This is a genomic window from Chitinophaga barathri, assembly GCF_003807585.1.
GTDB lineage: Bacteria > Bacteroidota > Bacteroidia > Chitinophagales > Chitinophagaceae > Chitinophaga > Chitinophaga barathri.
The window spans coordinates 409,209-433,436 of sequence record NZ_RMBX01000001.1 but is presented as its reverse complement, the minus strand read 5'-3'; the positions used below and the strand labels follow the sequence as shown (position 1 = coordinate 433,436).

17 protein-coding genes are annotated in these 24,228 nt (G+C 45.9%); 11 read left to right on the top strand and 6 right to left on the bottom strand.

The features are described from left to right. Positions 1-2 precede the first annotated feature (2 nt). The 11 genes from EG028_RS01545 to EG028_RS01495 all read left to right on the top strand — a co-directional run bounded on the left by EG028_RS01545 (position 3) and on the right by EG028_RS01495 (position 17,939). Positions 3-1,238: a YncE family protein gene (locus EG028_RS01545; protein WP_120514276.1), complete on the top strand. Its 1,236-nt coding sequence runs from the start codon at positions 3-5 to the stop codon at positions 1,236-1,238. Between the two features lie 131 nt (positions 1,239-1,369). After that, positions 1,370-2,305: a glycoside hydrolase family protein gene (locus EG028_RS01540; protein WP_206614333.1), complete on the top strand. Its 936-nt coding sequence runs from the start codon at positions 1,370-1,372 to the stop codon at positions 2,303-2,305. Further along, positions 2,302-4,014, top strand: coding sequence for a sodium:solute symporter family protein (locus tag EG028_RS01535; protein ID WP_120514275.1), 1,713 nt, complete (start codon positions 2,302-2,304; stop codon positions 4,012-4,014). The genes EG028_RS01540 and EG028_RS01535 overlap by 4 nt, the downstream gene beginning before the upstream one ends. A 3-nt stretch (positions 4,015-4,017) precedes the next feature. Further along, complete coding sequence (locus tag EG028_RS01530; RefSeq protein WP_120514274.1) at positions 4,018-5,487, top strand: family 78 glycoside hydrolase catalytic domain; 1,470 nt, start codon at positions 4,018-4,020, stop codon at positions 5,485-5,487. A 3-nt stretch (positions 5,488-5,490) separates the two neighbouring features. Further along, positions 5,491-6,756 (top strand): alpha-L-rhamnosidase-related protein, encoded by a 1,266-nt coding sequence (locus EG028_RS01525; protein WP_120514273.1) that lies wholly within the window; start codon positions 5,491-5,493, stop codon positions 6,754-6,756. A gap of 71 nt (positions 6,757-6,827) precedes the next feature. Next, positions 6,828-9,104 carry an FAD-dependent oxidoreductase gene (locus EG028_RS01520; RefSeq protein ID WP_120514272.1) on the top strand — a complete coding sequence of 759 codons (2,277 nt, stop codon included), beginning with the start codon at positions 6,828-6,830 and terminating at the stop codon, positions 9,102-9,104. Positions 9,105-9,114: 10 nt separating this feature from the next. Next, a complete protein-coding gene (locus EG028_RS01515; RefSeq protein ID WP_120514271.1) occupies positions 9,115-9,933 on the top strand; it encodes a sugar phosphate isomerase/epimerase family protein in 819 nt (272 codons plus the stop codon). 26 nt (positions 9,934-9,959) lie between these two features. After that, positions 9,960-10,796 carry a phytanoyl-CoA dioxygenase family protein gene (locus EG028_RS01510; RefSeq protein ID WP_120514270.1) on the top strand — a complete coding sequence of 279 codons (837 nt, stop codon included), beginning with the start codon at positions 9,960-9,962 and terminating at the stop codon, positions 10,794-10,796. A 29-nt stretch (positions 10,797-10,825) separates the two neighbouring features. Further along, on the top strand, positions 10,826-13,174 hold the full coding sequence (locus EG028_RS01505) for a polysaccharide lyase 8 family protein (protein ID WP_120514269.1): 2,349 nt from the start codon (positions 10,826-10,828) through the stop codon (positions 13,172-13,174). A 27-nt stretch (positions 13,175-13,201) separates the two neighbouring features. Beyond that, positions 13,202-15,040: a glycoside hydrolase family 88/105 protein gene (locus tag EG028_RS01500; RefSeq protein WP_120514268.1), complete on the top strand. Its 1,839-nt coding sequence runs from the start codon at positions 13,202-13,204 to the stop codon at positions 15,038-15,040. 31 nt (positions 15,041-15,071) lie between these two features. Continuing rightward, positions 15,072-17,939 carry a hypothetical protein gene (locus tag EG028_RS01495; protein ID WP_120514267.1) on the top strand — a complete coding sequence of 956 codons (2,868 nt, stop codon included), beginning with the start codon at positions 15,072-15,074 and terminating at the stop codon, positions 17,937-17,939. A gap of 49 nt (positions 17,940-17,988) precedes the next feature. Here EG028_RS01495 and EG028_RS01490 read toward each other — a convergent pair whose 3' ends face one another. Genes EG028_RS01490 through EG028_RS01465 form a run of 6 tightly spaced genes read right to left on the bottom strand, consistent with a single transcriptional unit; the run spans position 17,989 to position 24,092 of the window. Continuing rightward, positions 17,989-19,371: a sugar porter family MFS transporter gene (locus tag EG028_RS01490; protein ID WP_120514266.1), complete on the bottom strand. Its 1,383-nt coding sequence runs from the start codon at positions 19,369-19,371 to the stop codon at positions 17,989-17,991. 27 nt (positions 19,372-19,398) lie between these two features. Next, positions 19,399-19,785 (bottom strand): phosphomannose isomerase type II C-terminal cupin domain, encoded by a 387-nt coding sequence (locus EG028_RS01485; RefSeq protein ID WP_120514265.1) that lies wholly within the window; start codon positions 19,783-19,785, stop codon positions 19,399-19,401. A 12-nt stretch (positions 19,786-19,797) separates the two neighbouring features. Further along, positions 19,798-21,567, bottom strand: coding sequence for a class I mannose-6-phosphate isomerase (locus EG028_RS01480; RefSeq protein ID WP_120514264.1), 1,770 nt, complete (start codon positions 21,565-21,567; stop codon positions 19,798-19,800). Between the two features lie 3 nt (positions 21,568-21,570). Continuing rightward, on the bottom strand, positions 21,571-22,515 hold the full coding sequence (locus tag EG028_RS01475; RefSeq protein WP_120514263.1) for an ROK family protein: 945 nt from the start codon (positions 22,513-22,515) through the stop codon (positions 21,571-21,573). Between the two features lie 15 nt (positions 22,516-22,530). After that, a complete protein-coding gene (locus tag EG028_RS01470) occupies positions 22,531-23,076 on the bottom strand; it encodes a glucose-6-phosphate isomerase family protein (RefSeq protein WP_120514262.1) in 546 nt (181 codons plus the stop codon). A 14-nt stretch (positions 23,077-23,090) separates the two neighbouring features. Then, positions 23,091-24,092 (bottom strand): GntR family transcriptional regulator, encoded by a 1,002-nt coding sequence (locus tag EG028_RS01465; RefSeq protein WP_120514261.1) that lies wholly within the window; start codon positions 24,090-24,092, stop codon positions 23,091-23,093. Between the last annotated feature and the right edge of the window lie 136 nt (positions 24,093-24,228).

Sequence of the window (24,228 nt, the reverse complement as noted above, 5' to 3'; positions counted from 1 at the left end):
TAATGAATTATCTGCACGATTGCTCAAATGTCCTGAAAAAGTTTGTCGTAGCGTTGGCGTTTTTTATACCGGTGAACGAAGCTCTTGCGCAAAAAGAGGACATGCAAAAATATTTGTACGTTGGCCGTTCTCCTAAAGACAGGGATGGTTTCCGGGAGCTTAAACCTTCCCTGGAAGTTCATGACATTAATAATAACCACAAATTAGTTAAGGTTATCCCGCTTCCTGCGTCTGTAATGAACATCCGGGGAATATTCGCCAACGCAAAAACACATAGACTGTACATTTCCCATTATGGTACAATGAAAGGTGGTGAAACCGGGTACATACTTTGCATGGATCTTTTGAGCAATAAGGTACTTTGGCATAAAAAATATGCGTCCGCCGTGGACCGCGGCACGATCACTCCCGACGGGGCTACGATTTTTATGCCCTCGGGAGAAGATACGCCCACCGACTACTTTTACGTAATTGACGCCAAAACCGGCCAGGAAAAAGTCGACTCGCGTGTTCATGTTGCACCCCGGACGCACAATACCATCTGCAGCCCCGACAATACAAAAGTTTTCATGTCAGCTTTTGGAACCAAAATGGATCACAACTGGCTTCATGTAGTGGATGCCAGAACGGCGAAGACCATCCGCAGGATCGGGCCGTGTTTTGGTACGGTAAGGCCTTTTACCATTAACGGGAAAGCCACTTTGGCATTCATCAATGTCAATAAATTAATAGGGTTTAATGTGGGAGACGTCGCCACTGGTAAAATATTGTTTACGGCGAATGTGCCCGAGCCGTACGCCTTGCCGGCGGATGTCAGGAATGCAACATTTTGCCACGGAATTGCCATGGCTAACCAGGAGAAGGAAGTTTGGGTAGTCGATCAGAAGAGTTATGGTTTACACGTATTTGATGTTAGCGGGCTGCCATTAAAGGCACCTGCCTGGAAGCAGTTTATAAAAACGAACCAGGGAAATGAAAAAGATAAGCAGGGTAATTTTTTATATGGCCCTAAGGCAATCTACGGGCAGCCCGGATGGATCATGGGAAGCCTTGATGGCAGATACCTGTATATAGAAACGGGAGAAATCATCGATGTAATGGAAAAAAAGATCACCGGATATCTGAAGGGTGCTAATGGAAAGTACACTCACAGCCGGTTTGCGGTCGAAGTCGATTTTAAGGACGGACAGGTTGTTTCATGTGGCGACCAGTTTGTTGTAGGAGGGTTAAGCAGGTGAGGCGGTCCTTTTTTCCAGGTTGGTGCCTGCCGGTATGTCTTTTTCTACTGGCAACGTATTCAACCGCTCAGAGCCAGGCGGTCCGGGAACCGGATTTTTCAACATTACTGCTCCCTGTTCAGCAAAAATCTATGTTCCAGGAAAACGGTTATTATGTATGGTGCGGCAGTATGATCAGGACCGCGGATGGGGTTTGCCACCTTTTCTACAGCAGGTGGCCGAAATCCAAAGGGTTCAACGGCTGGGCTACCGATAGCGAAATCGCTCATGCGACGGCAGAACAGCCGCTGGGTCCGTATACATTTAAAAATGTAGTGCTGGCAAAAAGGCATAAAAAATACTGGGATGCCGATGTAACCCACAACCCGACGGTTTTAAAATTTGGGAATAAATATTATCTCTATTACATGGGGAACTATGGAGATGGTACCTTCTGGGACCACCGGAACCACCAGCGCATTGGTGTTGCGGTTGCGAAAAGCCTGGATGGTCCCTGGAAAAGATTTGACAAACCTGTTGTTGATACCACGGCGGATTCCTGGGATCACCTGATGACCAGTAATCCTTCAGTAACCCAAAGGGCCGATGGGAAATATCTGATCGTTTATAAAGGCGTTTCGGCGGGGGAAATGCCTCGTGGCGGAAAGGTGAGCCATGGAGCAGCGATTTCCGATTCTCCAACAGGCCCTTTTTTGAAACGCCCCGGGACAATATTTGACTATCCGGGATCCCGGTTCGCCGCTGAAGATCCGTTTATATGGAGGCAGGACGGGCGCTACTTTGCCATCGTAAAAGACATGAAAGGGGATTTTACCAAAGCCGGAACCTCCCTTGCGCTTTTTACATCGGAAGATGGTTTCAGTTGGCGCCTCACTTCCCACCCGCTGGTATCCGGATTGACCCTGGAATGGGAGGGCGGAGCCAGGGAAAAGGTCCGGCGGCTGGAACGCCCGCAACTTTGGTTGGATAAAGGGCGGCCCGCGGTACTGTTTGTGGCCATAAAAAGGAGTGATAGTGTTACCTGCAACGTGGCGATTCCACTAAAAAATGTTAATCAGAACAAATGAATTCAACCATCGATACTACAGTGATTTTTGTTTTTTCCGCCTTTGTGATGTGCATCGGGTTGCTATTCGCGCGTACTGGGCGGAATATGAAATCTTTTTTTGCAGGCGGTGAGGCTGTTCCATGGTTTATTGGCGGGCTGTCACTGTTTATGAGTTTCTTTTCTGCCGGTACATTCGTGGCCTGGGGATCGATTGCTTATAAATATGGCTGGGTGGCGGTTACTATCCAGTGGACCATGTGTATTGGGGGCCTGGTCACCGGTTTTTACCTGGCGCCTAAATGGCGGGCTACCGGTGCGCTTACCGCGGCCGAGTTTATCAAAGAACGTTTAGGTGAAAATGTGCAGAAGAGCTTCATATATGTTTTCATGCTGGTTTCCTTATTCATTAAGGGTTCGGTACTTTACCCGGTCGCAGTGCTGGTGAGTTCTTCACTTGGTTATCCATTGGTACCCTGTACGATCGTGCTGGGTGTGTTCATGATCGCGTATACAGCGGTAGGAGGGCTTTGGGCGGTAATGGTCACAGATATTTTGCAGTTTGTTATTCTTTCCGCCGCTGTGTTGATCATTGTTCCGCTTGCGTTTGACGCAGCCGGTGGAATGGCAAATTTTCAGGCAAAGGCTCCTGATGGTTTCTTTGATATCCTCAATGGGGAATATACCCTTGGCTTCATTTTGGCGTTTGCGGTGTATCACATCTTCTACATCGGCGGCAACTGGACATTTGTGCAGCGGTACACCAGTGTGGACAGTCAGAAGTCCGCCAGTAAGGTGGCCTTCCTGTTTGCAGGGCTGTATCTTATCAGCCCCGTGCTTTGGATGCTCCCGCCGATGATCTACAAGACCATCAATCCCGGGCTTACGGGCCTGGAAACGGAAAGCGCTTATCTCCAGATGTGTAAGCTGGTATTGCCTCCTGGCTTAATGGGGCTGATGTTGACGGGCATGTATTTTTCAACCTCTGCTTCCGCCAACACCACGCTTAATGTGGTCTCCGCCATTTTCACCAACGATATTTATAAGGGAAGAATCAATCCCCTTGCCACTGACCGTAAACTAATGACGGTTGCCCGTAATTCCTCCTGGTTATTTGGCCTGGGTATGATCATTATTGCATTGCTGGTACCATTTATCGGCGGTATGGTTGAAGTGGTGCTTAGCGTGGGAGCCATAACTGGCGGGCCATTGTTGGCTCCACCGATCTGGGCATTGTTTTCCAAAAGACTTAGCGGAACAGCTACCTTATATATAGCGGGTATCAGTTTGTGTGTGAACCTGGTATTTAAGATCATCCTGCCGCTCCTGGATATCCTGAAACTTACCCGTGGAGAAGAAATGGCGCTAGGCGTAGGTCTTCCCTTTGCAATGCTTTTGATATATGAATTATGGGCCTATAGCAGAGATATAGTTAGCCAGCGATACCTGGATTATGAAACGATAAAAGCCAATCGCAGAAGGGACTTTGTTGAGGCAAATGTCGAAGAAGCATTTGAAATTCAGAAACAAAATAAGTTTGGATTGCAGGTGATCGCATTTGCACTGGCGTTTACGGCACTTTTGTTATTTATACTAAGCGTATTTACAAGTTCAGGGACTATCATGGTGATCTGCATTGCAGGTGGAGTTTTGTTGCTTGCTATTATTCCTTTTTATGCTTCAAGAAAAATTAAACCGCAATTGGCTGCGCCAAAACCAGAACTACGATAATTTATGTCTTTTAATCCTGTTGTTTTAAAGATTTTTCTGCTGGTACAGCTACTGTGTACGGGTCTGTCGCTTTTGGCGGCGGGCCCCGCAGCACCTTATTTTTTGCGAACAGACTATGCTGAAGAACCCTTGGGGATCACGAATCAAAATCCAGTCTTTAGTTGGCTGATGCGTGACGATGATAGGGCTGAAAGACAGACTGCTTATGAAATACTGGTTTCATCGAGTATAGAAAAATTAAACAGTGACCGCGGAGATATATGGAGTACGGGCTGGGTGCCTTCCGGCCAGTCATTTGGAGTGCAATATAAGGGTAAGCCAATAGAAGGTAAAAGCACTTATTATTGGAAAGTCCGCTTAAAAGATAAAGATGGGAATGTGAGTCCTTATAGCAGCATGGCGACTTTTGAAACCGGATTGCTGACAGCAAAGGATTGGAAAGCAAAATGGATTTACATCGAAGATCACTTAATTAGGCCGTTTTTTGACCCCGCCACTGTTAATTACAAGGATTCATCTGTACATCCGTTGTATGATAAAAAGAACTGGAGTGGAAATACCTGGCTGAATTTAGTGGAAGGTAAATTATTGCGAAAGGAATTCCAGGTCGCCGACAAGGAAATAAAAAGAGCGCGAGTATTTGTTGCGAACCTGGGTTATTACGAATTGCGGATAAATGGAAGAAAGGTTGGAGATCATGTGCTTGACCCGGGTTTTACGGATTGCAGCCAACGGGTGCTGTCTGTAACATACGATGTTAAGGGCCTGCTTCGTGAGGGCTCGAATGCTATTGGCGTCATGCTTTCCAACGGGCGGTTAATGAACTGCAAAGATGGCTTCAGGTTGGAGTTGGAAGTTGAATATACGGATGGGGAAAAATACCTGCTTTTAAGTAATGAAAGCTGGAAAGGAACACTTGATGCACCATTTAAATCGGTCATCAACTGGGGTATTTCCAAAGAGTTATATGATGCCACTAAAGAACTACCCGGATGGGATAAACCGGGATTCAATGAACGGAATTGGAACGGTGTGAAGGTAAAGCAGCTGGACCTTAATATCAATGCGCAACTTGAGCCCATACGAATTGTGGAGACAATTGAACCTGTTCAGCTGATTAAAATATCTGACAGCATCTACCGGTACAATATGGGCCAGAATTTTTCGGGCTGGGCAAGTATTAAGGTAAAAGGCCCCAGGGGGAAAATAATCAAAGTTCAATATTCTGACAGTAAGGACCGGTTAATGGATTTTAATCAGGAAGACACCTATATGCTGAAAGGCGAAGGAATGGAAACGTTTCAGCCGCGTTTTACCTATCATGGATTTCAGTGGGTAACACTGATCGGTTATCCCGGTGTTCCGGATATAAGTACAATTAAAGGTTGCGTCGTGCATACGGACTTGCGAAAGACTGGAAGCTTTAGCTGTTCTGATTCGTTGCTGAACCGGTTATATAACAATAACATCTGAAGTTTGAGAACTAATACACATAGTGTCTATACTGATTGCCCAAGCCGCGAAAAAGTACCGTGGCTGGGCCAATGGAGCCAGGAACCGTTAAGTCAGAGTTTCGATATGGGGAAGTTTTTCCTGAAATGGAAAGATGACATGATGGCGGCGCAAGATTCAAACGGCCGTATTGCAGATAAAGTCCCTGGGAAAATTCATTATGGCTGGAATGGTACCGATCCGGTTTGGGTATCGGAAGTGATTTTAGGTGCCTATGACATTTACCTGGCCTACGGGGACAAACAGGCGCTGGAGGAGATTTATCCCACTTTGGAACGGCTGATTGGCTATTACAAATCCTTAGCAGATGCTGAATACATCATTAGAAGCAATAAATGGGGCGATCACATTGGTTTGGATAAACCTGATCCTGCGTTTTTAAGTACGGCCTATTTTTATCAGATGGTGAAGGTGATGGAAAAGATCACTGGGGTACTTGATAGAGAGCAGGAAAGAAAAATGTATTTGTCGTTATCAGCAAAGATCAAAGGTGGAATTAATGCTAATTTTTTCCATGATGATACTTATGACAATAACTCGCAAGGAGCAAATGCGGTGGCGCTTCATTTCGGTCTGGTGCCTGGTGAAAAGCGTTCCGTGGTATTAAATGCACTGGAAAAAAGCATCATTGACAGGGACTTCCATGTCACTACCGGAGGAGCAACCACGTATAATCTGATGAATGTTTTGTGGATGTTTGATAAAACTGAACTTGCTTACAAAATCGCTTCCCGGAAAACGTTTCCGAGCTGGGGATTTTGGGTGGAAAACGGGGCCAGCACCAGTTGGGAGCAGTGGAATATTAGGAATACATCCAGGAATCACGGTTGGCTAGGCTCATACCTGGGTGTATGGATGATAAAGGCGTTGGGAGGAATTTCTGCATTGGAACCGGGATACCGGAAAATAAAGATCATGCCGGGCATAATAGAGGGCCTGAATTATGCGTCCTGCTCAATAGAAACGATGAGTGGACCGGTAATGTGTACCTGGACCAGGATTTCCGGAAACAGACTGACCATTGAGGTAACTATTCCCTCCAATACAACCGCCCGGATTTATATTCCTTCCTCTAAAGCGTCTTCCATAAGTGAAGGAGTTGCTGCTATCTGGTCGAGTGGTAAAGCTACTAAAGGAAAAGAAATAATCCGGCTTGTAGAAACCCGTGAAAGACACACCGTATGGGACATTGGATCAGGAAAATATGATTTTGTGATTTCGGGAATATAATACGGACTCAATTGAACATACAATAAAAATAAACATAGTTCTGAAACAGATTATACTGAAGAACAACTAATATGATAAAGGAAACTTTTATTAAGGAACGCCACACAAAAGAAGAAGTACTCAGTGCTGATTTTGTCATAGTCGGCGGCGGATTATCCGGAACATGTGCCGCGATTACGGCGGCAAGAGCCGGCATAAGCGTAATACTGATACAGGACCGGCCGGTTTTAGGCGGAAACGCATCCAGCGAGGTAAGGCTTTGGGTGTTAGGGGCAACTTCGCACATGGGAAATAACAATCGCTGGGCGCGGGAAGGAGGAGTCATTGATGAAATACTGGTGGAAAACACTTTCCGGAACCCCGAAGGCAACACCGTATTGCTTGACACTATTATCCTGGAAAAAGTGGTCAGTGAGCCGAATATCAGGCTGCTTTTGAATACCTCCGTATATGAAGTGTCCAAGCACGATGGTGACAGGATACGGGAGGTAAAAGGTTTCTGCAGCCAGAACTCTACCACATACATCGTCCGCTCATCCTGGTTTTGCGATGCCTCGGGAGACGGTATCCTGGCTTTCCTGTCCGGCGCTGCATTCAGGATGGGCGCGGAAGCAGAAGCTGAATTCGGCGAGAAATTCGCTCCCACAAAGGATTACGGCGAGCTGCTGGGTCATACTATTTATTTTTACAGCAAGGATACGGGCCGCCCTGTTAAGTTTGTTCCGCCCTCTTATGCCCTGAGCGACATCACAGAAATTCCCCGGTATAAATCTTTTAAAGCCGACGACTCCGGCTGCAAACTTTGGTGGATCGAGTATGGTGGCCGTTTGGATACCGTTCACCAAACGGAAGTCATCAAATGGGAGCTATGGAAGGTCGTATATGGTGTGTGGAACTACATTAAGAACTCAGGCAGTTTCCCTGAAGCCGGAAACCTTACCCTGGAATGGGTCGGGAATATCCCTGGTAAACGTGAAAGCCGCAGGTTCGAAGGAGAATATATCCTCCGGCAGCAGGATATCATAGAACAGCGTACGTTTGACGATGCTGTTGCCTTTGGGGGCTGGTCAATTGACCTGCATCCTGCGGACGGCATATTCAGTGAGAAACCGGGATGTAACCAGTGGCATTCTAAAGGCATATACCAGATACCCTTCAGATGTTATTATAGTAAAAATATACCAAATCTATTCTTTGCCGGCAGAATCATTAGTGCGTCACATGTGGCCTTCGGCTCAACCAGGGTAATGGGCACCGGCGCACATGGTGGTCAGGCCGTGGGGATGGCTGCGGCACTGGCTGTCAAACATAACTGGTCGCAGTCCGATCTGACCAGCACGCAGAACATCCGTTTGTTGCAGCAAACGCTGTTAAAAACAGGTCATCATATCCCGGGCCTCAGGTTTTCCGATAGTGATAACCTGGTGAATCATGCGAAAATTTCCGCGTCGAGTGAATTGATCCTTCGGGAGTTACCTTTTGATGGGCCATGGATTGACCTGGTATTCTCTTCCGGTCAGATGTTACCGGCCGCTCCGGGCAAACTTCCGTCGGTAACATTCATGGTGAATGCGAAAGAAGCCACCACGCTGGACGTTGAATTGAGGGTGAGCAGCAATCCCGGTAACCACACGCCAGACACCCTCATTGAAAAGCGGACCATCAACCTCCTGGAGGGCGAGCAGCCGCTGTTGCTTGATTTTAGTTACGAGGTGGATCAGCACCGGTGTGTTTTCCTTTGCCTGATGAAGAACGCAAATGTATCCGTAAAAAGCAGTAGCCAGCTTGTACCGGGCATACTGACTGTTTTTAACAAAGTCAACAGGGCTGTGTCAAATTACGGGAAACAGTCACCGCCGGAAGATATAGGCGTGGAGGAGTTTGAGTTTTGGTGCCCAAACAGAAGGCCACAGGGACAGAATTTTGGTCTTACAATGGAGCGTGCCCTGGAATTGTTTTCAGCGAACAATGTCAACAATGGCATATTCAGGCCCACTATAAGCCCGAATGCCTGGGTAGCGGCAAAACATGATCAACATCCGAAATTAACGATAGAATGGAGTTCCATCCAAACAATCAGCGAGATCATTATCGCATTTGACACCGACTACGACCATCCGATGGAATCTTCCTTAATGGGTCATCCGGAAGCGGTAATGCCCTATTGTGTCAATCATTACAACATTTGTGATGATCAGGGGAGGGTAGTACATGAAGTGAAGGATAATCATCAGACGATCAATAAAATCAGCTTCAAAACCCCATTGTCTACAGCTAAACTGGTCATCAGGGCATATCACCCTTCTGAAAATGTACAGGCCAGTATTTTTGAAGTTGTCATCAGTTAATTATTGGATTATGGTTTTAAAGTTTTTTTGCCCGCGATGGGGGTCTGAACACCTTTCCTATGATACCTTTTTCAGCCAGGTAAAGGCCGCTGGTTATCATGGGGTCGAAATGAGTTTGGAGCCGGACATGTCTAACGCTGAAAAAGAAGAAGTATCGCGCTTATTGAACAAACATGAACTTTTTTTTATTGCCCAGCATTGGCAGACCACGGAAAGCAATTTCGATCTGCATCAGGGACTGTTTAAAAAACATTTACGTCACCTGGCCGGGTTCAATCCATTATTTATCAATACGCAGACGGGCAAGGATTTTTTCACTGAATCAGAGAATATACAGCTGATTAATATAGCTGAACAGGTAAGTAAAGAAGCGGGTATAGCGATATTTCACGAAACGCATCGCGGCAAATGGAGTTTTGCTGCGCACATCACAAAGAAGTACCTGAAGAAATATCCACACATAAAACTTACCCTGGATATTTCTCATTGGTGTGCTGTAGCGGAAAGTTTTCTGCAGGATCAGCAGGAAGCCATTGATCTGGCAATACAAAATACGGAACACCTGCATGCCAGGATCGGGTTCACGCAGGGGCCGCAGATCACCGATCCCCGCGCCCCCGAATGGAGAAAGGAGGTAGATATTCATCTTAAATGGTGGGACAGGGTAATCGAAAAGCACCGTAAAAATGGAAGAGCGCAGTTTACTATTACACCGGAATTTGGCGCTCCCCCTTATCTGACCTTATTGCCATTCAGCAGGCAACCACTGGTAAATCAATGGGATATCAACGTATTCATGATGAATTTGCTAAAGGAGAGATATAGATAAATATTATTAATAAATAAAATACTACTATGGAAAAGTATCATTTAACAAAGGAGCAGGTGGAACAATACCACGCAGACGGATACCTTATTGTAAAAAAATTCCTGTCTGAGGATGAGGCGGTGATATTGTATGAAACTGCCATTGAAGACAAGTCACTGAAGGAAAATTCTTACGATATGGTAGATGGAAATGGCATGAAATCCAAACTGGCCTTGTGGTTCACGCCGGGCGACGATAGCTTTGGCATGCTGTCCAGAAGTAAAAGAATGGCCCAGTCGGCCGGACAACTGCTGGGTGGTGAAGTAGGTCACTTCCATTCGAAGGTTATGCAAAAGGAGCCAAAAGTAGGCGGGGCCTGGGACTGGCATCAGGATTACGGTTATTGGTACCGCAATGGTTTTTTGTACCCGCAACTGATAAGTGTTATGATCGCATTGACGAAAGCCAACGCGGAAAACGGTTGCCTCCAGGTGCTCAAAGGCAGTCACAAAATGGATCGTATTGAACATGGAACGTCCGGGGAGCAGGTGGGTGCTGATCTTAAAAGGGTAGAACTTGCCATGGAGCGACATGAATTGATACATTGTGAGCTTGAAGCAGGAGACGCCTTGTTTTTTCATTGTAACCTGCTGCATTCCTCTGCCGCAAATTTATCCGATCATCCCCGGTGGTCCATTATATCCGCATACAACTTACTGACCAATAAACCTTTTTTGGAAAAAACTATTTCATGTATTACTCCTATTGACCTTGTAGAAGATGACATGATCCTGAAAGTTGGGAAAAAAGGGCTTGGTGAAGGTGATTTTCTTACTAAAGAAACAGATATCAGTATCGAACAAAATAAAAAGTACGCCAAATAACTTTCAGGTTGCCATCAATATAATTATGTATGGGAAAAATAGTCCTTGCGGCCTCTTTGATGATCTGCCTTTGTTTTAGTACGGCAAAAGCTGATGAATTTGATGATTTACGGTTAAAATGGTGTAACTATTTAATCGGCGGAACGCAGGTAGACCTGAAAGATCCGGTTGCGAAATCGTTAATAGATAAAATTGCAGCTCAGGCCAAAGCCGACTGGGCAGCGTTGGATAAATCAGGGGATCGCTGTTTTTTATGGAAGGAAAATGCGGATCCTTTTAGAAGTTCCAACCTGGATCGCCAGTTTTTGAAAATAAAGAATATGGCGCTGGCCTATTCCGTTCAGGGTTCTGCGTTTTATGGCAACAAGGCTATGTTAAAGGATGCCATCAGCGCTTTTAACTGGATGTATGAAAACCGGTACAACGAGCGTATTTATCCTTTTTTTAACTGGTGGCATTTTGAAATTGGTTCACCCCTGATAATAAACGATATCCTGGTTTTATTGTATGATCATCTTACAAAGGAGCAGGTTAATAATTTTATACGAGCCAGCAGATGGTATTCGCCCAATGTTGACGGCAAAGGTGTTCAGTATTTTGAAGCCTATAAGTATGTGGGAGCTAACCGGGTTTGGCGTTGCCAGGTAATTGGCTTACGCGGCGTAATTGCCAAAGATACCGCAGAGATGGTTCATGCCCGGGACCAGCTTAGCCCGGTGTTTGAGTATGTAAAGACTAATGACGGTTTTTACACCGACGGCTCTTTTGTGCAGCATGGCCGTTTTGCTTATACCGGCGGTTATGGGAAGTCCCTGCTGAAGAACATCAGCTATTATTTATACCTGGTAAAAGGTTCCACCTGGGACGTGAAAGACCCCAGGCAGGCCAATTTTTACCGTTGGATATATTATTCTTTTGAGCCTGTAATTTACAAAGGTGCTATGATGGATATGGTCAGGGCAAGGGAAATTGCCCGCGAGCAATTGCAGGACCACGCTGCCGGGGCGGAAGCCATAGAAAGTTTGTTGTTTGCGGCTCAGTTTGCTCCACCGGCGGATGCCCTGAATTATAAGCGGATGATCAGGCAATGGATTAAAAGTGACTTTTACCATAATTTTTATGATGGGCTTTCGCTGTATTCATTAAAACTCACAAAGGATTTAATGGAGAATGACCAGATCAAAGAAAAGCCCGAACTTTTGGGGAACTGGCAATTTGCGAATATGGACAGGGTAGTGCACCGCAGGCCGGGGTATGCCTTGGGCATCAGCATGTATTCTGACCGCATCTGGAACTACGAACTGCATAAAAAAAGCAAGGAAAATCTGAAGGCCTGGTATACCGGCTATGGAATGACTTACCTGTATAATAATGACCTGTCCCAGTACAGCGAAGACTTTTGGCCTACTGTGGATGCATACCGGCTTCCGGGAATTACGGTAGTCAGGAAACTTAAGCAGCCGGGGGAAGGCTCCTATACCCTTGGAGCAAACTGGGTTGGGGGAGCGAAGTTGTCCGGGTTATACGGAGTCACAGGTATGCAGATTGATGATACCACGTTAATGCTCAGGGCTAAAAAATCCTGGTTCATGTTTGATGACGAGATCGTGGCGCTGGGCACGGACATCAGCGGCCCTGGAAGTGATTCTTTAGAAACAATTGTAGAAAACAGGAAATTAACCAAATCAGGCATTCAACCATTATATGTTGATGGGCGTTCGATATCTAATTCGGGGGATTGGAAACAGATATTCAAAAATCCGGGATGGATGCACCTGAAGGGGCCGGTTCCGAATTCCGATATTGGATATTTTTTCCCGGAGCGGCAGAACGTACATGCGAAAAGGGAGTCGAGGTCAGGTTCCTGGAACGATTTGAAACCGGGAAGACCGGATTCCGTTAAGCGCGAATACCTCACACTCTGGTTCAGTCATGATCCGGAACCTGGAGATCATAGTTATTCTTATGTCCTGTTGCCAGGAAAAAGCACCGCGCAGCTGGGCCGCTATGCGAAGAATCCGGATATAGAAATTATTGAAAATTCAAAATTTGCCCAGGCTGTAAGAGAGAAAAAGACAGGGCTTACCGGGATAAACTTTTGGGCAGATGCGGCCCAAAAAGTAGGCATCGTCACCAGTCACCATAAAGCCGCACTTATGTTGAAAAGACTTCCGGGACAACTTGAGATATCGGTCTGTGATCCCACCCATTCCAACAGGGATGTAATATTGCTGGAGTTTGATGTGGCGGCAAAAAATATACTCACCGCGGATTCCAGGGTCAGGGTACAACAACTGAGCCCAACGCTGAAGATTGCTGTGGATGTTAAAGACGCTGCCGGTGCATCAATTGGTGCGGTTTTTTCAATTGAAAATTAAGATTAAAAATATTCTCAAAGATAACCTATGCAAATTTTTAGTATAAACCTCAGCACCTCCAGCAATAAGCTGGCGAGTTGCCGTAGACCGCTGTATTTCAACCTGGTACTTGGCTTTTTCGTAATACTTGGTATTTTTTCCTGGAATGTCAGGGCGTATGGGCAGATAGATCAGTCAAATAATTCCAGTCCTATTGAGGTTGTCAGGACTATCGCAGAGAAGGCGATCAAAGAAACCCGCTTTGAGTTCAGGTATACCATGCCTGCCAAATATAAAGAAACCGAGATCGTTGATTTTAGCAACAATTTTGGGAAAAATGCACCTGGGGTTGCCTATGCAGCGAGCTCAATAATAAGTGGTGATACCCAGGAGGTTACTTTTGAGATCAGTCATAATGACCATGTTAAGATATGGATAAATGGGGAAGTGGCTTATGACCAGGCAGCTGATGGTACAGTCGAAGTCGTTTACAATGAAAAAACGTATACGCTAAAAAATAAATTCAATTCGCGGCTGCAAAAAGGAACAAATGAGATTTTTATCCAGGCTGAAACGAAAGGAAAAGGAGACTGGGTATTTTACCTGCAATCTGCCGGTATGAAAGAGCCATCGGCATCAGCGAAAAATATCTATTTCTCCCTGGAAAAATTAGCCCCGGATATAAAAGGCAGCAACTGGCTGATCCTTGGCAGATTTCCCGCAATAGTACAGGAAATAGAAACACAATTTAAACCCGGTGAATTTTATAAAAGTGCTGATGAAATTCTCACCTGGACCGTTCCGAAAATGGAGATCTTCGCTGACGTAATAAATAATGGTGAATTTTATAACTGGAATTATCATGTTGGGGGTTTTATGTGGGCGATGCAGGCACTTTCAGATGAGACCAAACAACTGAAATATGCTCGCTTCTCCAGGCAATGGATGAATTTTATGATAGATAACAGGCCCTTGATAGAACACCAGGTAAAAAAACTGCATGGTGTGAAGTCTGCATTTAATACGATGATAGACCGTCCAATGCTGGATTATACCACAGCGCCGGCACTTCCTTTTATCTCGCGGTTGGTGCGCGAAGGAAAGTTTGATGAGCGGGAGGAATATACTTCATTTGTCAGCCCGATAATAGCCTATGCAAAAAAAGGGCAGGTAAGGCTTCAGGATGGAACTTTTGCCCGTAAGGAGCCCGTGGAACTTTCTGTTTGGGTGGATGATATGTTTATGGGCATTCCGTTCTTGCTTTTTTCTGCTGAACTTTCCTCGGATAAAAGCGAGAGGGAAAGGCTCTACAACGATGCTGCCAGTCAGGTTATTTCATTCAATAAACATCTTTTTGATACGGGAATTAATTTATACCGTCACACCTATAGCAGTACCAGGCCGGAGAACCGTTATCCACACTGGTCCCGGGCTAACGGATGGGGCTTATGGGCTGCAGCGGAGGTGCTGCTGCGCCTGCCAAAGCATCACCCGCTGTATCAGAAGATAATGCTTATTTATAGATCACATATTGATGCATTGGTGAAGCTTCAGAATCCTGAAACCGGCTTTTGGCGGAATGTTCTCGATAAAACTGAATCGAAGGATGAAACCTCCGGAACTGCCATCTTTACCATGGCCCTGGCAAGAGGGGTGAACAACAAATGGCTTAAAGGGGCTAAATACAAAACCAGCGCCATGAAGGGATGGAAGGCTTTACAAACTGCCATTGAGAAAGACGGGACAGTGCATGGTACCGTTGTGGGAACCAATGTGAGTATGGATTTGAAATTTTATTACAACCGGCCGGTGATGGATAATGATACCCATGGATTATTTCCGCTGATCTTTGCAGGGATCGAAATGGAAAGAATGCTTAAAAAATAGAATAAAATTCATTTTTAATCAAACAAAAAACGTGAAATATATTGTTCTAATCCTGGCAGCATTTTCTGTTTTAAACTCCATCACAGCAAATGAGCGTAGGCTTGCAGATTCAGTTGCTCCCGCTACCGCCCGGCAGGTCGTCGACAATAAGCTAAAGGGAACTTTAGAAAATAACCTCTACCAGTTAAAGGTTTATAATAACGGTACATTAGAAATTTTTTCAAAAAAGCACCGGGTAAAACAGTTGTTTAATCCCCATTTTACAGTAATATATAGTGATTCTCCAATAAAGATTTCTCAGGGTAACTATAAGGAACTTAACTATGTTTTGCCTTCCTGGAAGACTTCGGACAGCGATTCCCAGAGTAGCTACGATTTTTTCAGCGCAGGGGAAAAGATGGCAATTTTTGCCTCGGAGGTTAACTTTTCAAACCGAAAAATAGGATGGATTTTCCCGGAAAATGATCGTTTTACCTTATCTGCGGAAATCACACTGGAGCAAAATGGTGAGCCGCTTGTTACCTTTACATTTATTCCTAAAATAGCAGCCTCCTATTCTGTAGGTTATACCGGTGTTCCGGAGGTTCAGCAGGCGGGTGTGGAAGAGCTATGGCAGCCACTTATATGGCAGGAAAGACGCTTTCCCTCCAGGTCGTTTTTATCCATGGAATACGCATGTCCGTTGCCGGCGGTAACCGTTAAAGCAGCCGGCGTTACCACGAGCCTGGTGGCCGATCCATCTGAAGTGCCTTTCCGGTTGCCAACATTTAAAAATTCCAGGTTTGGTGTACTTTTAAGAAATGACAAAGGGAACGCTCAACCGATGATATTTGCGCCGGTTTTGGGCCTTCCGGCTTCAAACCTGGAAAAGAATACCGCTTTCTCTTTCAGTTTCAGGTTATTGACGCTCAAAGGAGATTGCCATGCATCTTACCGCTACATTGCGGAGAATATATATAAATTCAAGGATTACAGGGAAAATGTGGCTCTTTCCTTAAACAAAACCATTGAAAACTTTATTGATTTTGCGCTCAATGATTATTACAGCGGCTGGATGCCTGAATATAAGGCCTTCAACTATATCAATGACGTGAAAGGTGCTGTAAAACTGGTTTCCTCTCTTCATCCTTTCTCTATTGCCCTCATAACTGATAACCAGGACATTTTCACAAGGCGTACGTTGCCTATGATTGAGTACCTGATGTCCAGGGAGAAGTACTTATTTGGCTTTGATCCGGATGCAAAAGGCCAGCATGCTTCTCATAGTTTGAAAGGCCCGACTGCCGAGGTCTCGGAGTTGGCAACCTTATACAGCCTTTCAGGAAACAGGAATACGGTGTTTAAATATTATGCTGAGACCTTGTTTGGCAAAAGAAGAGCGCTTAACCTCAGAATGGCGAGTGACAGTGCCAGCTGGCAAAGCTCACTGGCTTTGTACCGGATGACGTCAGAGAAAAAATATTTTGACAAAGCGGTCGGCGGGGCAAATGAATACATTGATCAAAGAGTATTGAGCACGCAGAATAATTTTAAAGATGCCCGTATTGCTGGCGGCGGTGGAGGGCAGTTCTGGACAGATTTTGCCCCAAAATGGATGGATTTGCTGGAGATCTACGAGGAAACGAGGGATTTGAAGTATTTAAATGCCGCAGTAGAGGGCGCTAAAACCTATTCAGAGTACGTTTGGCTGCAACCAGCAATACCTGTAGGAAATATTATAGTTCACAAGGGAGATACGGCAACCATTGGCGGGAATCAAAGGAATAAAATATCCAGAGTGCCTATGATCGCTGCCGAACAAGCTATTCCTGCCTGGCAGGTGTCGCAGATCGGGCTTACGCCGGAAGCAACCAATACTTTTCATGTTAACCCGGCGGTATTCCTCACGCACTATGCGGCGTATATGCTAAGACTTGCACATTACACCGGGGATGCCTTTTTTAAGAATATTGCCCGATCCGCTGTTGTAGGCAGGTATGCAAACTACCCCGGATATACGATGAATACTGAATACGTAAGTATATATTCCCGCCCGGATTTTCCGCTCAGGGGTTTCCAGGAAATTACCTATACAGATGTTTTTTACAACCATGTATGGCCGCATATAGCCCTTTTGATGGATTACCTGGTCACGGATGCTATCTATAAATCTGCCGGTAAGATTGATTTTCCGTCTCAAAATGCGCAAGGATACGCTTACCTACAAAGCAAGGTCTACGGAGACCGCCCCGGAAAGTTTTATGGCGACGAAAATGTAAAGCTTTGGATGCCTCAAAAAATGATTGACATTGCTGATCCCCAGATAAATTATGTTTCTGGCTACGGTAACAATAATCTTTACATTGCTTTTCTCAATCAGTCAAACCGCGCATCCAGAACGAAAATAGCGCTGAACCCAGGGGTGGTGTCTTATAACTGTCATGTCGACTACAAAGTCAATGTCTGGAAAGATAACCGGCCGGACAAAGCTATTGCTTTAAAAGGCGGGAGCCTGGAGCTGGATATCAGTGGCGGGGGTATTACAGCAATATCCATAGAGGGGTTAAAAGTAATTCCGCAGTTTCAGGATAAAATTAATGATGGCCGGAACAAGCCGTTATCTGATCAGAGCTTCAAAATTACAAAATCAGCTTTTGGAGAAGTAACGGGAATGCTGTTTAGTTGGGGTAAAAGCTTTAACAGCGCCTACATTTGGCTTCAGGCTGACAAAAAAATGCTGAAAGAAGCAAGTTTGTACTATAAGCAAGGAAATAACTGGGAAACGGTAGACGACCGTGATTACCCCTATGAATTTACAATTCCGGTATCACCGGCAGATCCCTATTTTGAATTCAGGATCGAGGGAGTAACCCACACTGGCTTAAAAGTGAAATCAGAAACCGTAAGACTAACCAGGTGACAACAGCTGTCGTCACCTGGCAACTGCCGGTACTGCCACTAACCGGATGTCAATGTGCAGATATAAAAATTTGTTCTACTTCTTCCAGTGTTTTATTCTTTGTTTCACGTACGGCCCGGTAGCAAAAAATCAGGTTTAGCAGGCAGAAAAAGGCGAAAAGCCAGAAAGTATTGGCTGGGCCTGTATTTTGTAGTAGCCATGGAAAGAATTGCCCTACCATCCAAACTGCTGCCCATAGCGCAAATGTGCAAACAGCGACTGCTTTAACCCTTACTTCAGTAGGAAAAATCTCATTGATCAGGATCCATGTGATAGGGCCAACGGACATGGCAAAACAGGCGATAAACAAAATGATGGCCAGCAGCAGAAGGGCATTGCCGGTGTTCCCTGAATAAAACAGCAGGCCACAACACACCAGAGATACGATCATTCCCGTAAGGCCCGCCACCAGAAGGAACTTGCGGCCCAGCTTATCTGCTTTTTTGATTGCTACAAAGGTGAAGATGACATTGATGGCACCGATGATCGTCTGAAATATCAATGCATCACCCTTTCCCATGCCGGCCGCTTCGAAAATACTGGGCCCATAATAGATAATGGCATTAATCCCGCTGAATTGCTGAAAAACCGCCAGCAGGATGCCTATTAGTAATGGCAACCTGATTGTTTTGCTTTTGAGTGTCAGGCGTTGACCTGGTTTGGCGGAAGCAGCAGATGTTATTCCCTGCAGCTCTTTTTCTGCTGACTGTGGCTCCCTGATGCGGTGAAGAATAGTTGCTGCTTCTGCCGTTTTACCCAAGGATATCAGCCACCGTGGACTTTCAGGAATGCCTGCCAGGTACTGTATGTACAGGATGGAAGGAATGGCCATAACGAGAAACATGGGCCGCCATGCCTCTGCCTGAAAAAACCACTGAAGGGTGGGAGCGTCAAAGGTTGCCTGGGTTAGCTTCAGTAGCAGCGCATTTGAAAAGTAGGCCAGCAGGATGCCCAGCGTGATGGCAAGCTGGTAATATGCGATCATCTGTCCTCTTTTCGATGCTGGCGCAAACTCGGCAATGTACATGGGAGAGATGACAGAGGCCATTCCTACACCTACCCCACCAATAAATCTTGCCAAAATGAAGATCGACAAGGAGGAAGCGAAAGCACATCCTAAAGCTGATAGTAGGAACGTCCATCCTGACAGTATCAATACTTTTTTGCGCCCGATGCGGTCGCTGACTGATCCCGTGAGGAAAACACCCATGATGCAGCCGAGTAAGCCGCTGCTGACCAGCCATCCTTCCATAGCGACGGTAAGTGGGAATTGTAGCTTGACCAGGCCTAATGCACCGGAAATAACTGCGGTATCAAAACCGAAAAGCAATCCGCCGATAGCGGCAATAAGGGAAATACCCGTTGTGTTTGATGTTACTGTTGCCTTTGTCATGTGTGGAATTTAGAATAAAAGTCTGGCTCAGCCCCGCTTGTAATCATCGCTGAAGCGTGAAATATCCTCCTGTTGCCAGTTCCCGAATGCAACTTCAAGCACCCGTACAGGGGCATTACCTGTACAGCTTAAACGGTGTCGTTCATTTGCCCTGATCCATATCTCATCTCCTGCGTGGTGATCGCTGATCTGATCGCCCACCTGCACCCTGGCGCCGTCATCGATCACGATCCATAGCTCCGCCCTGCCTGTATGGGACTGGAGGCTTAACCGCTGGCCGGGAAGGACCGTCATCAGGCTTACTGTGCAATCTTCGTTATTGGCAAACTGTTTAAAAGAACCCCATGGGCGGTGGACAACTTGTACCGCCGGTTTGTTTTCAGGTATGGGTTTAGTTACATAGTTATTGCTCATGTTCAGAGTTTTTTATGGATTCGTGCGTACGAACGCTTTGATGGTTGCGCAAAGTTTGCCTTCACTTTCCCCATGAGGCCGTATGGTATAATCTTTTACCGACGCGGGGATGATGAATGTTTCCGCGTAGTGGACCACAAAGGGAGCAAAGGCATTTTCCGGGCTTTCCACGATCGCTTCCCGTCCTTCCACCAGGTTCAGCACCTGTACGCCGCCGTTGGTGGAATGCTGTACTTTTTTAGTGAACCAGTGGCGCCTGGACTCAATGAACTCGCATTCATGAAGACCAGTCTTTTCTTCTTTCCAGCCTTCCCCTTCAGCTACAATGCTGATAGAATTGATTAATTCGGTTTTTACGTTGTTTGTGGTGCGGCTTCTGTCTATCACCTCTTTACCGTGCCTGATGTTGATAGGGCGTGGTTTTCCATCAAGTCCGAGGCGGCCCCAGTCCCATAGTTTGAAAGTAAAATTGAACGGTGTTGCGCTGATCTCAAGCACCATGCTGTTTTTACCTGAGCAATGGATCGTGCCGGCCGGTATCAGCACATGGTCGTGTTTTTTTGCTTTCCATTTCTCCACGTAGTTCTCTGCGTCAAAGGTGCTGCCATCGCTTTGCGCGGTTTCCAGTTCCCGGAACATTTCATCCACATTGGCATCTTCCTTCAGCCCAAGGTATACGCAGGCATCTTCGCCCGCATCAAGCAGGTAATAACTTTCATCCTGGGTGTAACAGATACCGAAATTTTCCCTGGCATAGTCGGTGGTTGGATGGACCTGGAGGCTGAGGTTTCCACCATCCATGGTGTCGAGAAAGTCGAACCGGATGGGGAATTCATCGCCAAACCGCGCCTGCACCACGGGTCCGAGGAGGAGGCGCGGCTGGAAGTATACCACGTTGATAGCTGGTGTTTCAAATACGATGTCATCGAAGCGAAAGAGAAGACTGTTTTCTTCAGGTACACAATCAAAACACCATGCATAATTAACAGCGCTGCGATCAAGGTCGCAATATTCCTTCATCCATTGTCCGCCCCAGACACCCGGGTCAAAAAAAGGCACTACCCGGAAAGGCTGTTGGGCCGCCAGTGCAAGTGCTTTGCGGAAGGCATCTCCGGTCACCATTTTGGGTAATTCCACCTGGTGTGTGTCGAGTATAAAATCTGCTCTGGGCATTATTTTTTTCTTAACCGCGTCACATACCCGCCAATCCACATAAAAGGCCCTTTTGTACTGCAAGGATGCTTTCATCCCTGATTTGGAAGACCCGATATTGTTCACCTTTCCGCCTCGCAGGCGCTGCTGGATCTCCCATCGCGCCATATCGATGTAGATGATCATGTCCGGTTGCTCCGCTATCAAAGAAGCTCCGCATCCGTACACTATAGATATTCCGGTCGTGCCGCTTATTTCATTTTTTGTCCCGGTTACTTTTGCCGCATCAAAAAAATCATCAATGGTAAGCCTTGAAACAAACCCGAATACTTCATCGTCCGTTACATCCGGGTATACTATTTCATCGATTTCCTGTTCGGTCTTTAAATAATTCGAAGTGAGAAAATATTGGCCGGGAAGAATTTCCTGAAGAGCAGGCAATACTTCCTTATCCAAAACACCGTGATAACACTCCACGGCAATAACCAGCCGTTCTTTTTGTAGGCCTGTCAAACTGTTGATAAGTTTTTCCCCGATAGCCTTCCAGCCGCGGAAAGACACGCCTTTAGAGCCTGTTTCTATCACCGGACTTTTTTCGTAGTTCGGCGTTTCCAGTAAATATTTATTCATTATTTATAGTTGATGTTCGAGACAATAAGTTACTCCCAGGATCGCCGCTTTGTCAATAAGCGTTGATGCTTTCACTGAAACTTTCCCCCATGGGCACCATGCACGGGCGTCGACGATTTTTTGGATGGCGGGAATAATGATGGCCTTGCTGTTCATGATGCCGCCGCTCATTACGACCATATCCGGATCGTACGCATGTATCAGGTTGATGATTGCGACTGACCATATCTGGAGGCATTCTTCTCTTATCGCGATCGCCAGTCCGTCGTTATGCAGGGCTGCTCCGAATAATGTTTCGAAATCAAGCCGCCCTGCGCCGGCAAGCAGACTTTCTGAAAATCGCTGATCGCCGGTGATTTTGTCGCCGATATTCCAGCTGGAGATCTCCGCTTCGGCACACCCGGTGTTGCCGCAGGTGCATGTTTGGCCTTTATAGTTAAGAGAAATATGGCCGCCTAAAACACCCGCCTGGTAATGTTTTCCACGGAGCAGCCTGCCTTCCATAATAGCTGCGGCTCCAATGCCGGTTCCCAGCGTGATCGCCACGAGGTTGTCTGTTCCCTGACCGATGCCGGATTTCCATTCACCAACGGCAGCCATCCTGGCGTCGTTGTCGAGAAAGAATGAGGTTTTCCATTTTTGACGTACCCATTCATTCAGGTCTATTCCGCAGGCATCATCATATTTTTTATTGGTGGAAAGGACTTTTTGGGAATGGCAGTTGACGAGGCCAGGAAATGCAAGGCCGATTCCGGTAAGGTCAGCACTGTTCACCCCGTTTTCTAGCATCAGATCGTTGATCTGCTCTTCCAGGGCGGGTAGGAGGGGCGCAAGGCCATTTTCTGACCGCGCTTCGATTTTTTTTTCACCGATTATTTCCCTGTTGCGTACCAGGCCTATTTTTACCATAGTACCGCCAAGGTCGATGCCGATTATATTTTTTTTCATAACGTAGCGTGGGAATTAAACGAGCGCGGGCTTTCCCTCAACGGAAAGCAGTCTTCTGGAAAAACCGTTTTTAACGATAGTTGCATAGTCATGACCGGCATCCGAAGGCCAGCAGGCGCCAAAGGATAGAATACCTCCACCTGTATTGGCAACGCGATGCGCGGTATAGCCGTCGATATAGTGCAGGCTGCCGGGCTGCATTTGTTCAGCCCAGGTATTGCGGTGCTTGTCCATCATCAGCAGCATGCCTTCGCCTTCTACGCACCAGTAATACTCCGCGCGGTTTTCGATCGTATGAAAATGTCCTTTTGTCATATAAAATTCCTGTCCGACAGTGCCAGGATACAGGTGGGTCATGCCGAAGAATAGTCCCCCTTCAGTGCCTTCATCAACAGGAAGATATGAAAACACCTCGTAGACGACTCTGTTCATGTCCGCCGCTGAGAATGCGGCCTGATCCAGAAATATATTATCCAGGTCTTTCAGCTTTCTTACCTGTTTTTGAACAGGCTGGCCTGTCAGCGTTTTTCCCAGGAAGTGTACAGGTGGTTGATGTATCATTTTAATATTTGCTTTTAAACGGATTTTCGTTTTATGATCAGGAACGGGTTCTCCTCCATAACGGTTTCATTGTTCAGGATCATTTCTGCCATACGACTCCCCATATGCTCGAAATCCGTTGTGATCGTAGTAATGCCCTCGGCGATGATACTTTTCAGCTCAGTTTCGTTGTAGGAGATAACGCCGATGTCCTGACCCAGTTTTAATTTGTTGCTGTTGCTTTTTTTGATGATATGCACCAGGTCGTTATCGTCGATCACGACATAACAATCACCTTTTTTTGCTTCGCATTGTTTTACGGAGTCAACTACAGCGGCGTCTATATCGTTTTTGCGGGTAAATTTCTTAAACCCTGTAACTATGCCATTTGATTTGGTACCTGGAGGAAATACGAGGACGAGGCGCTTGTATTTTTTAAGCAGTTCGATGTTTTCCGTGCAGATACTAAAGATATCTTTTTCAAAATTCTGGCATATACCGGGAAATTGTTTTCCATATTCTTTTAGCCCAACATCCAGCAGGTAAGTCCGTTTAGGATCCAGCTGCGAAAGTATCTCAGCAGTTTTTTCATGCACTTCAGGCATAACGACGAATGTATTGTAATAGGATGCCTGTTCCCGTATGATTGTATCAAATATTTTAATATTGTGGTGATGGAAATAGATGTCCACATTGCAGGTTCCATCCAACTTATTTAAAAATGCATTGTACAGTACTTCTTTATATGGCGTAAACGTGCTGAACAGCAGAAAAATGTTTTGTACCTGTTTCACCTGCGTGCTGGCCACGAAGTAGCCTTTCCCCGGAATCGAATCAATGATGCCCGAAGCCCGCAGTTCATTGTATGCTGTAAACACCGAGCCTCTCGCCAGAGAGAATTTCGCCGCTATCTGGTTTACCGACGGAAGAAGGTCGCCATGTTTTAATGAGCCGTTCTGGATGCCCTCATGAACAGACTTTATGATTTGCTTGTAAATCGGTAACGCTACCGTATTATCTATTGTGATCAGTTCCATACAGTTAATTCATTTGGTGCAAGGTAAAAAAAGATTTAAAGCACCCTTCCGCAAGACAAAAATAAAAAAAATGTACCAGTATATACCAGTATTGAAAAAGATTTTTTACTTTAGTATTGTGAAGTGAGAATCCATT

What these genes read in the sequence shown, in the direction of transcription:
- EG028_RS01545 (WP_120514276.1), top strand. Translation starts at nt 3, where the DNA reads ATGAATTATCTGCACGATTGCTCAAATGTCCTGAAAAAGTTTGTCGTA.
- EG028_RS01540 (WP_206614333.1), top strand. Translation starts at nt 1,370, where the DNA reads ATGTTCCAGGAAAACGGTTATTATGTATGGTGCGGCAGTATGATCAGG.
- EG028_RS01535 (WP_120514275.1), top strand. Translation starts at nt 2,302, where the DNA reads ATGAATTCAACCATCGATACTACAGTGATTTTTGTTTTTTCCGCCTTT.
- EG028_RS01530 (WP_120514274.1), top strand. Translation starts at nt 4,018, where the DNA reads ATGTCTTTTAATCCTGTTGTTTTAAAGATTTTTCTGCTGGTACAGCTA.
- EG028_RS01520 (WP_120514272.1), top strand. Translation starts at nt 6,828, where the DNA reads ATGATAAAGGAAACTTTTATTAAGGAACGCCACACAAAAGAAGAAGTA.
- EG028_RS01515 (WP_120514271.1), top strand. Translation starts at nt 9,115, where the DNA reads ATGGTTTTAAAGTTTTTTTGCCCGCGATGGGGGTCTGAACACCTTTCC.
- EG028_RS01510 (WP_120514270.1), top strand. Translation starts at nt 9,960, where the DNA reads ATGGAAAAGTATCATTTAACAAAGGAGCAGGTGGAACAATACCACGCA.
- EG028_RS01505 (WP_120514269.1), top strand. Translation starts at nt 10,826, where the DNA reads ATGGGAAAAATAGTCCTTGCGGCCTCTTTGATGATCTGCCTTTGTTTT.
- EG028_RS01500 (WP_120514268.1), top strand. Translation starts at nt 13,202, where the DNA reads ATGCAAATTTTTAGTATAAACCTCAGCACCTCCAGCAATAAGCTGGCG.
- EG028_RS01490 (WP_120514266.1), bottom strand. Translation starts at nt 19,371, where the DNA reads ATGACAAAGGCAACAGTAACATCAAACACAACGGGTATTTCCCTTATT.
- EG028_RS01485 (WP_120514265.1), bottom strand. Translation starts at nt 19,785, where the DNA reads ATGAGCAATAACTATGTAACTAAACCCATACCTGAAAACAAACCGGCG.
- EG028_RS01480 (WP_120514264.1), bottom strand. Translation starts at nt 21,567, where the DNA reads ATGAATAAATATTTACTGGAAACGCCGAACTACGAAAAAAGTCCGGTG.
- EG028_RS01475 (WP_120514263.1), bottom strand. Translation starts at nt 22,515, where the DNA reads ATGAAAAAAAATATAATCGGCATCGACCTTGGCGGTACTATGGTAAAA.
- EG028_RS01470 (WP_120514262.1), bottom strand. Translation starts at nt 23,076, where the DNA reads ATGATACATCAACCACCTGTACACTTCCTGGGAAAAACGCTGACAGGC.
- EG028_RS01465 (WP_120514261.1), bottom strand. Translation starts at nt 24,092, where the DNA reads ATGGAACTGATCACAATAGATAATACGGTAGCGTTACCGATTTACAAG.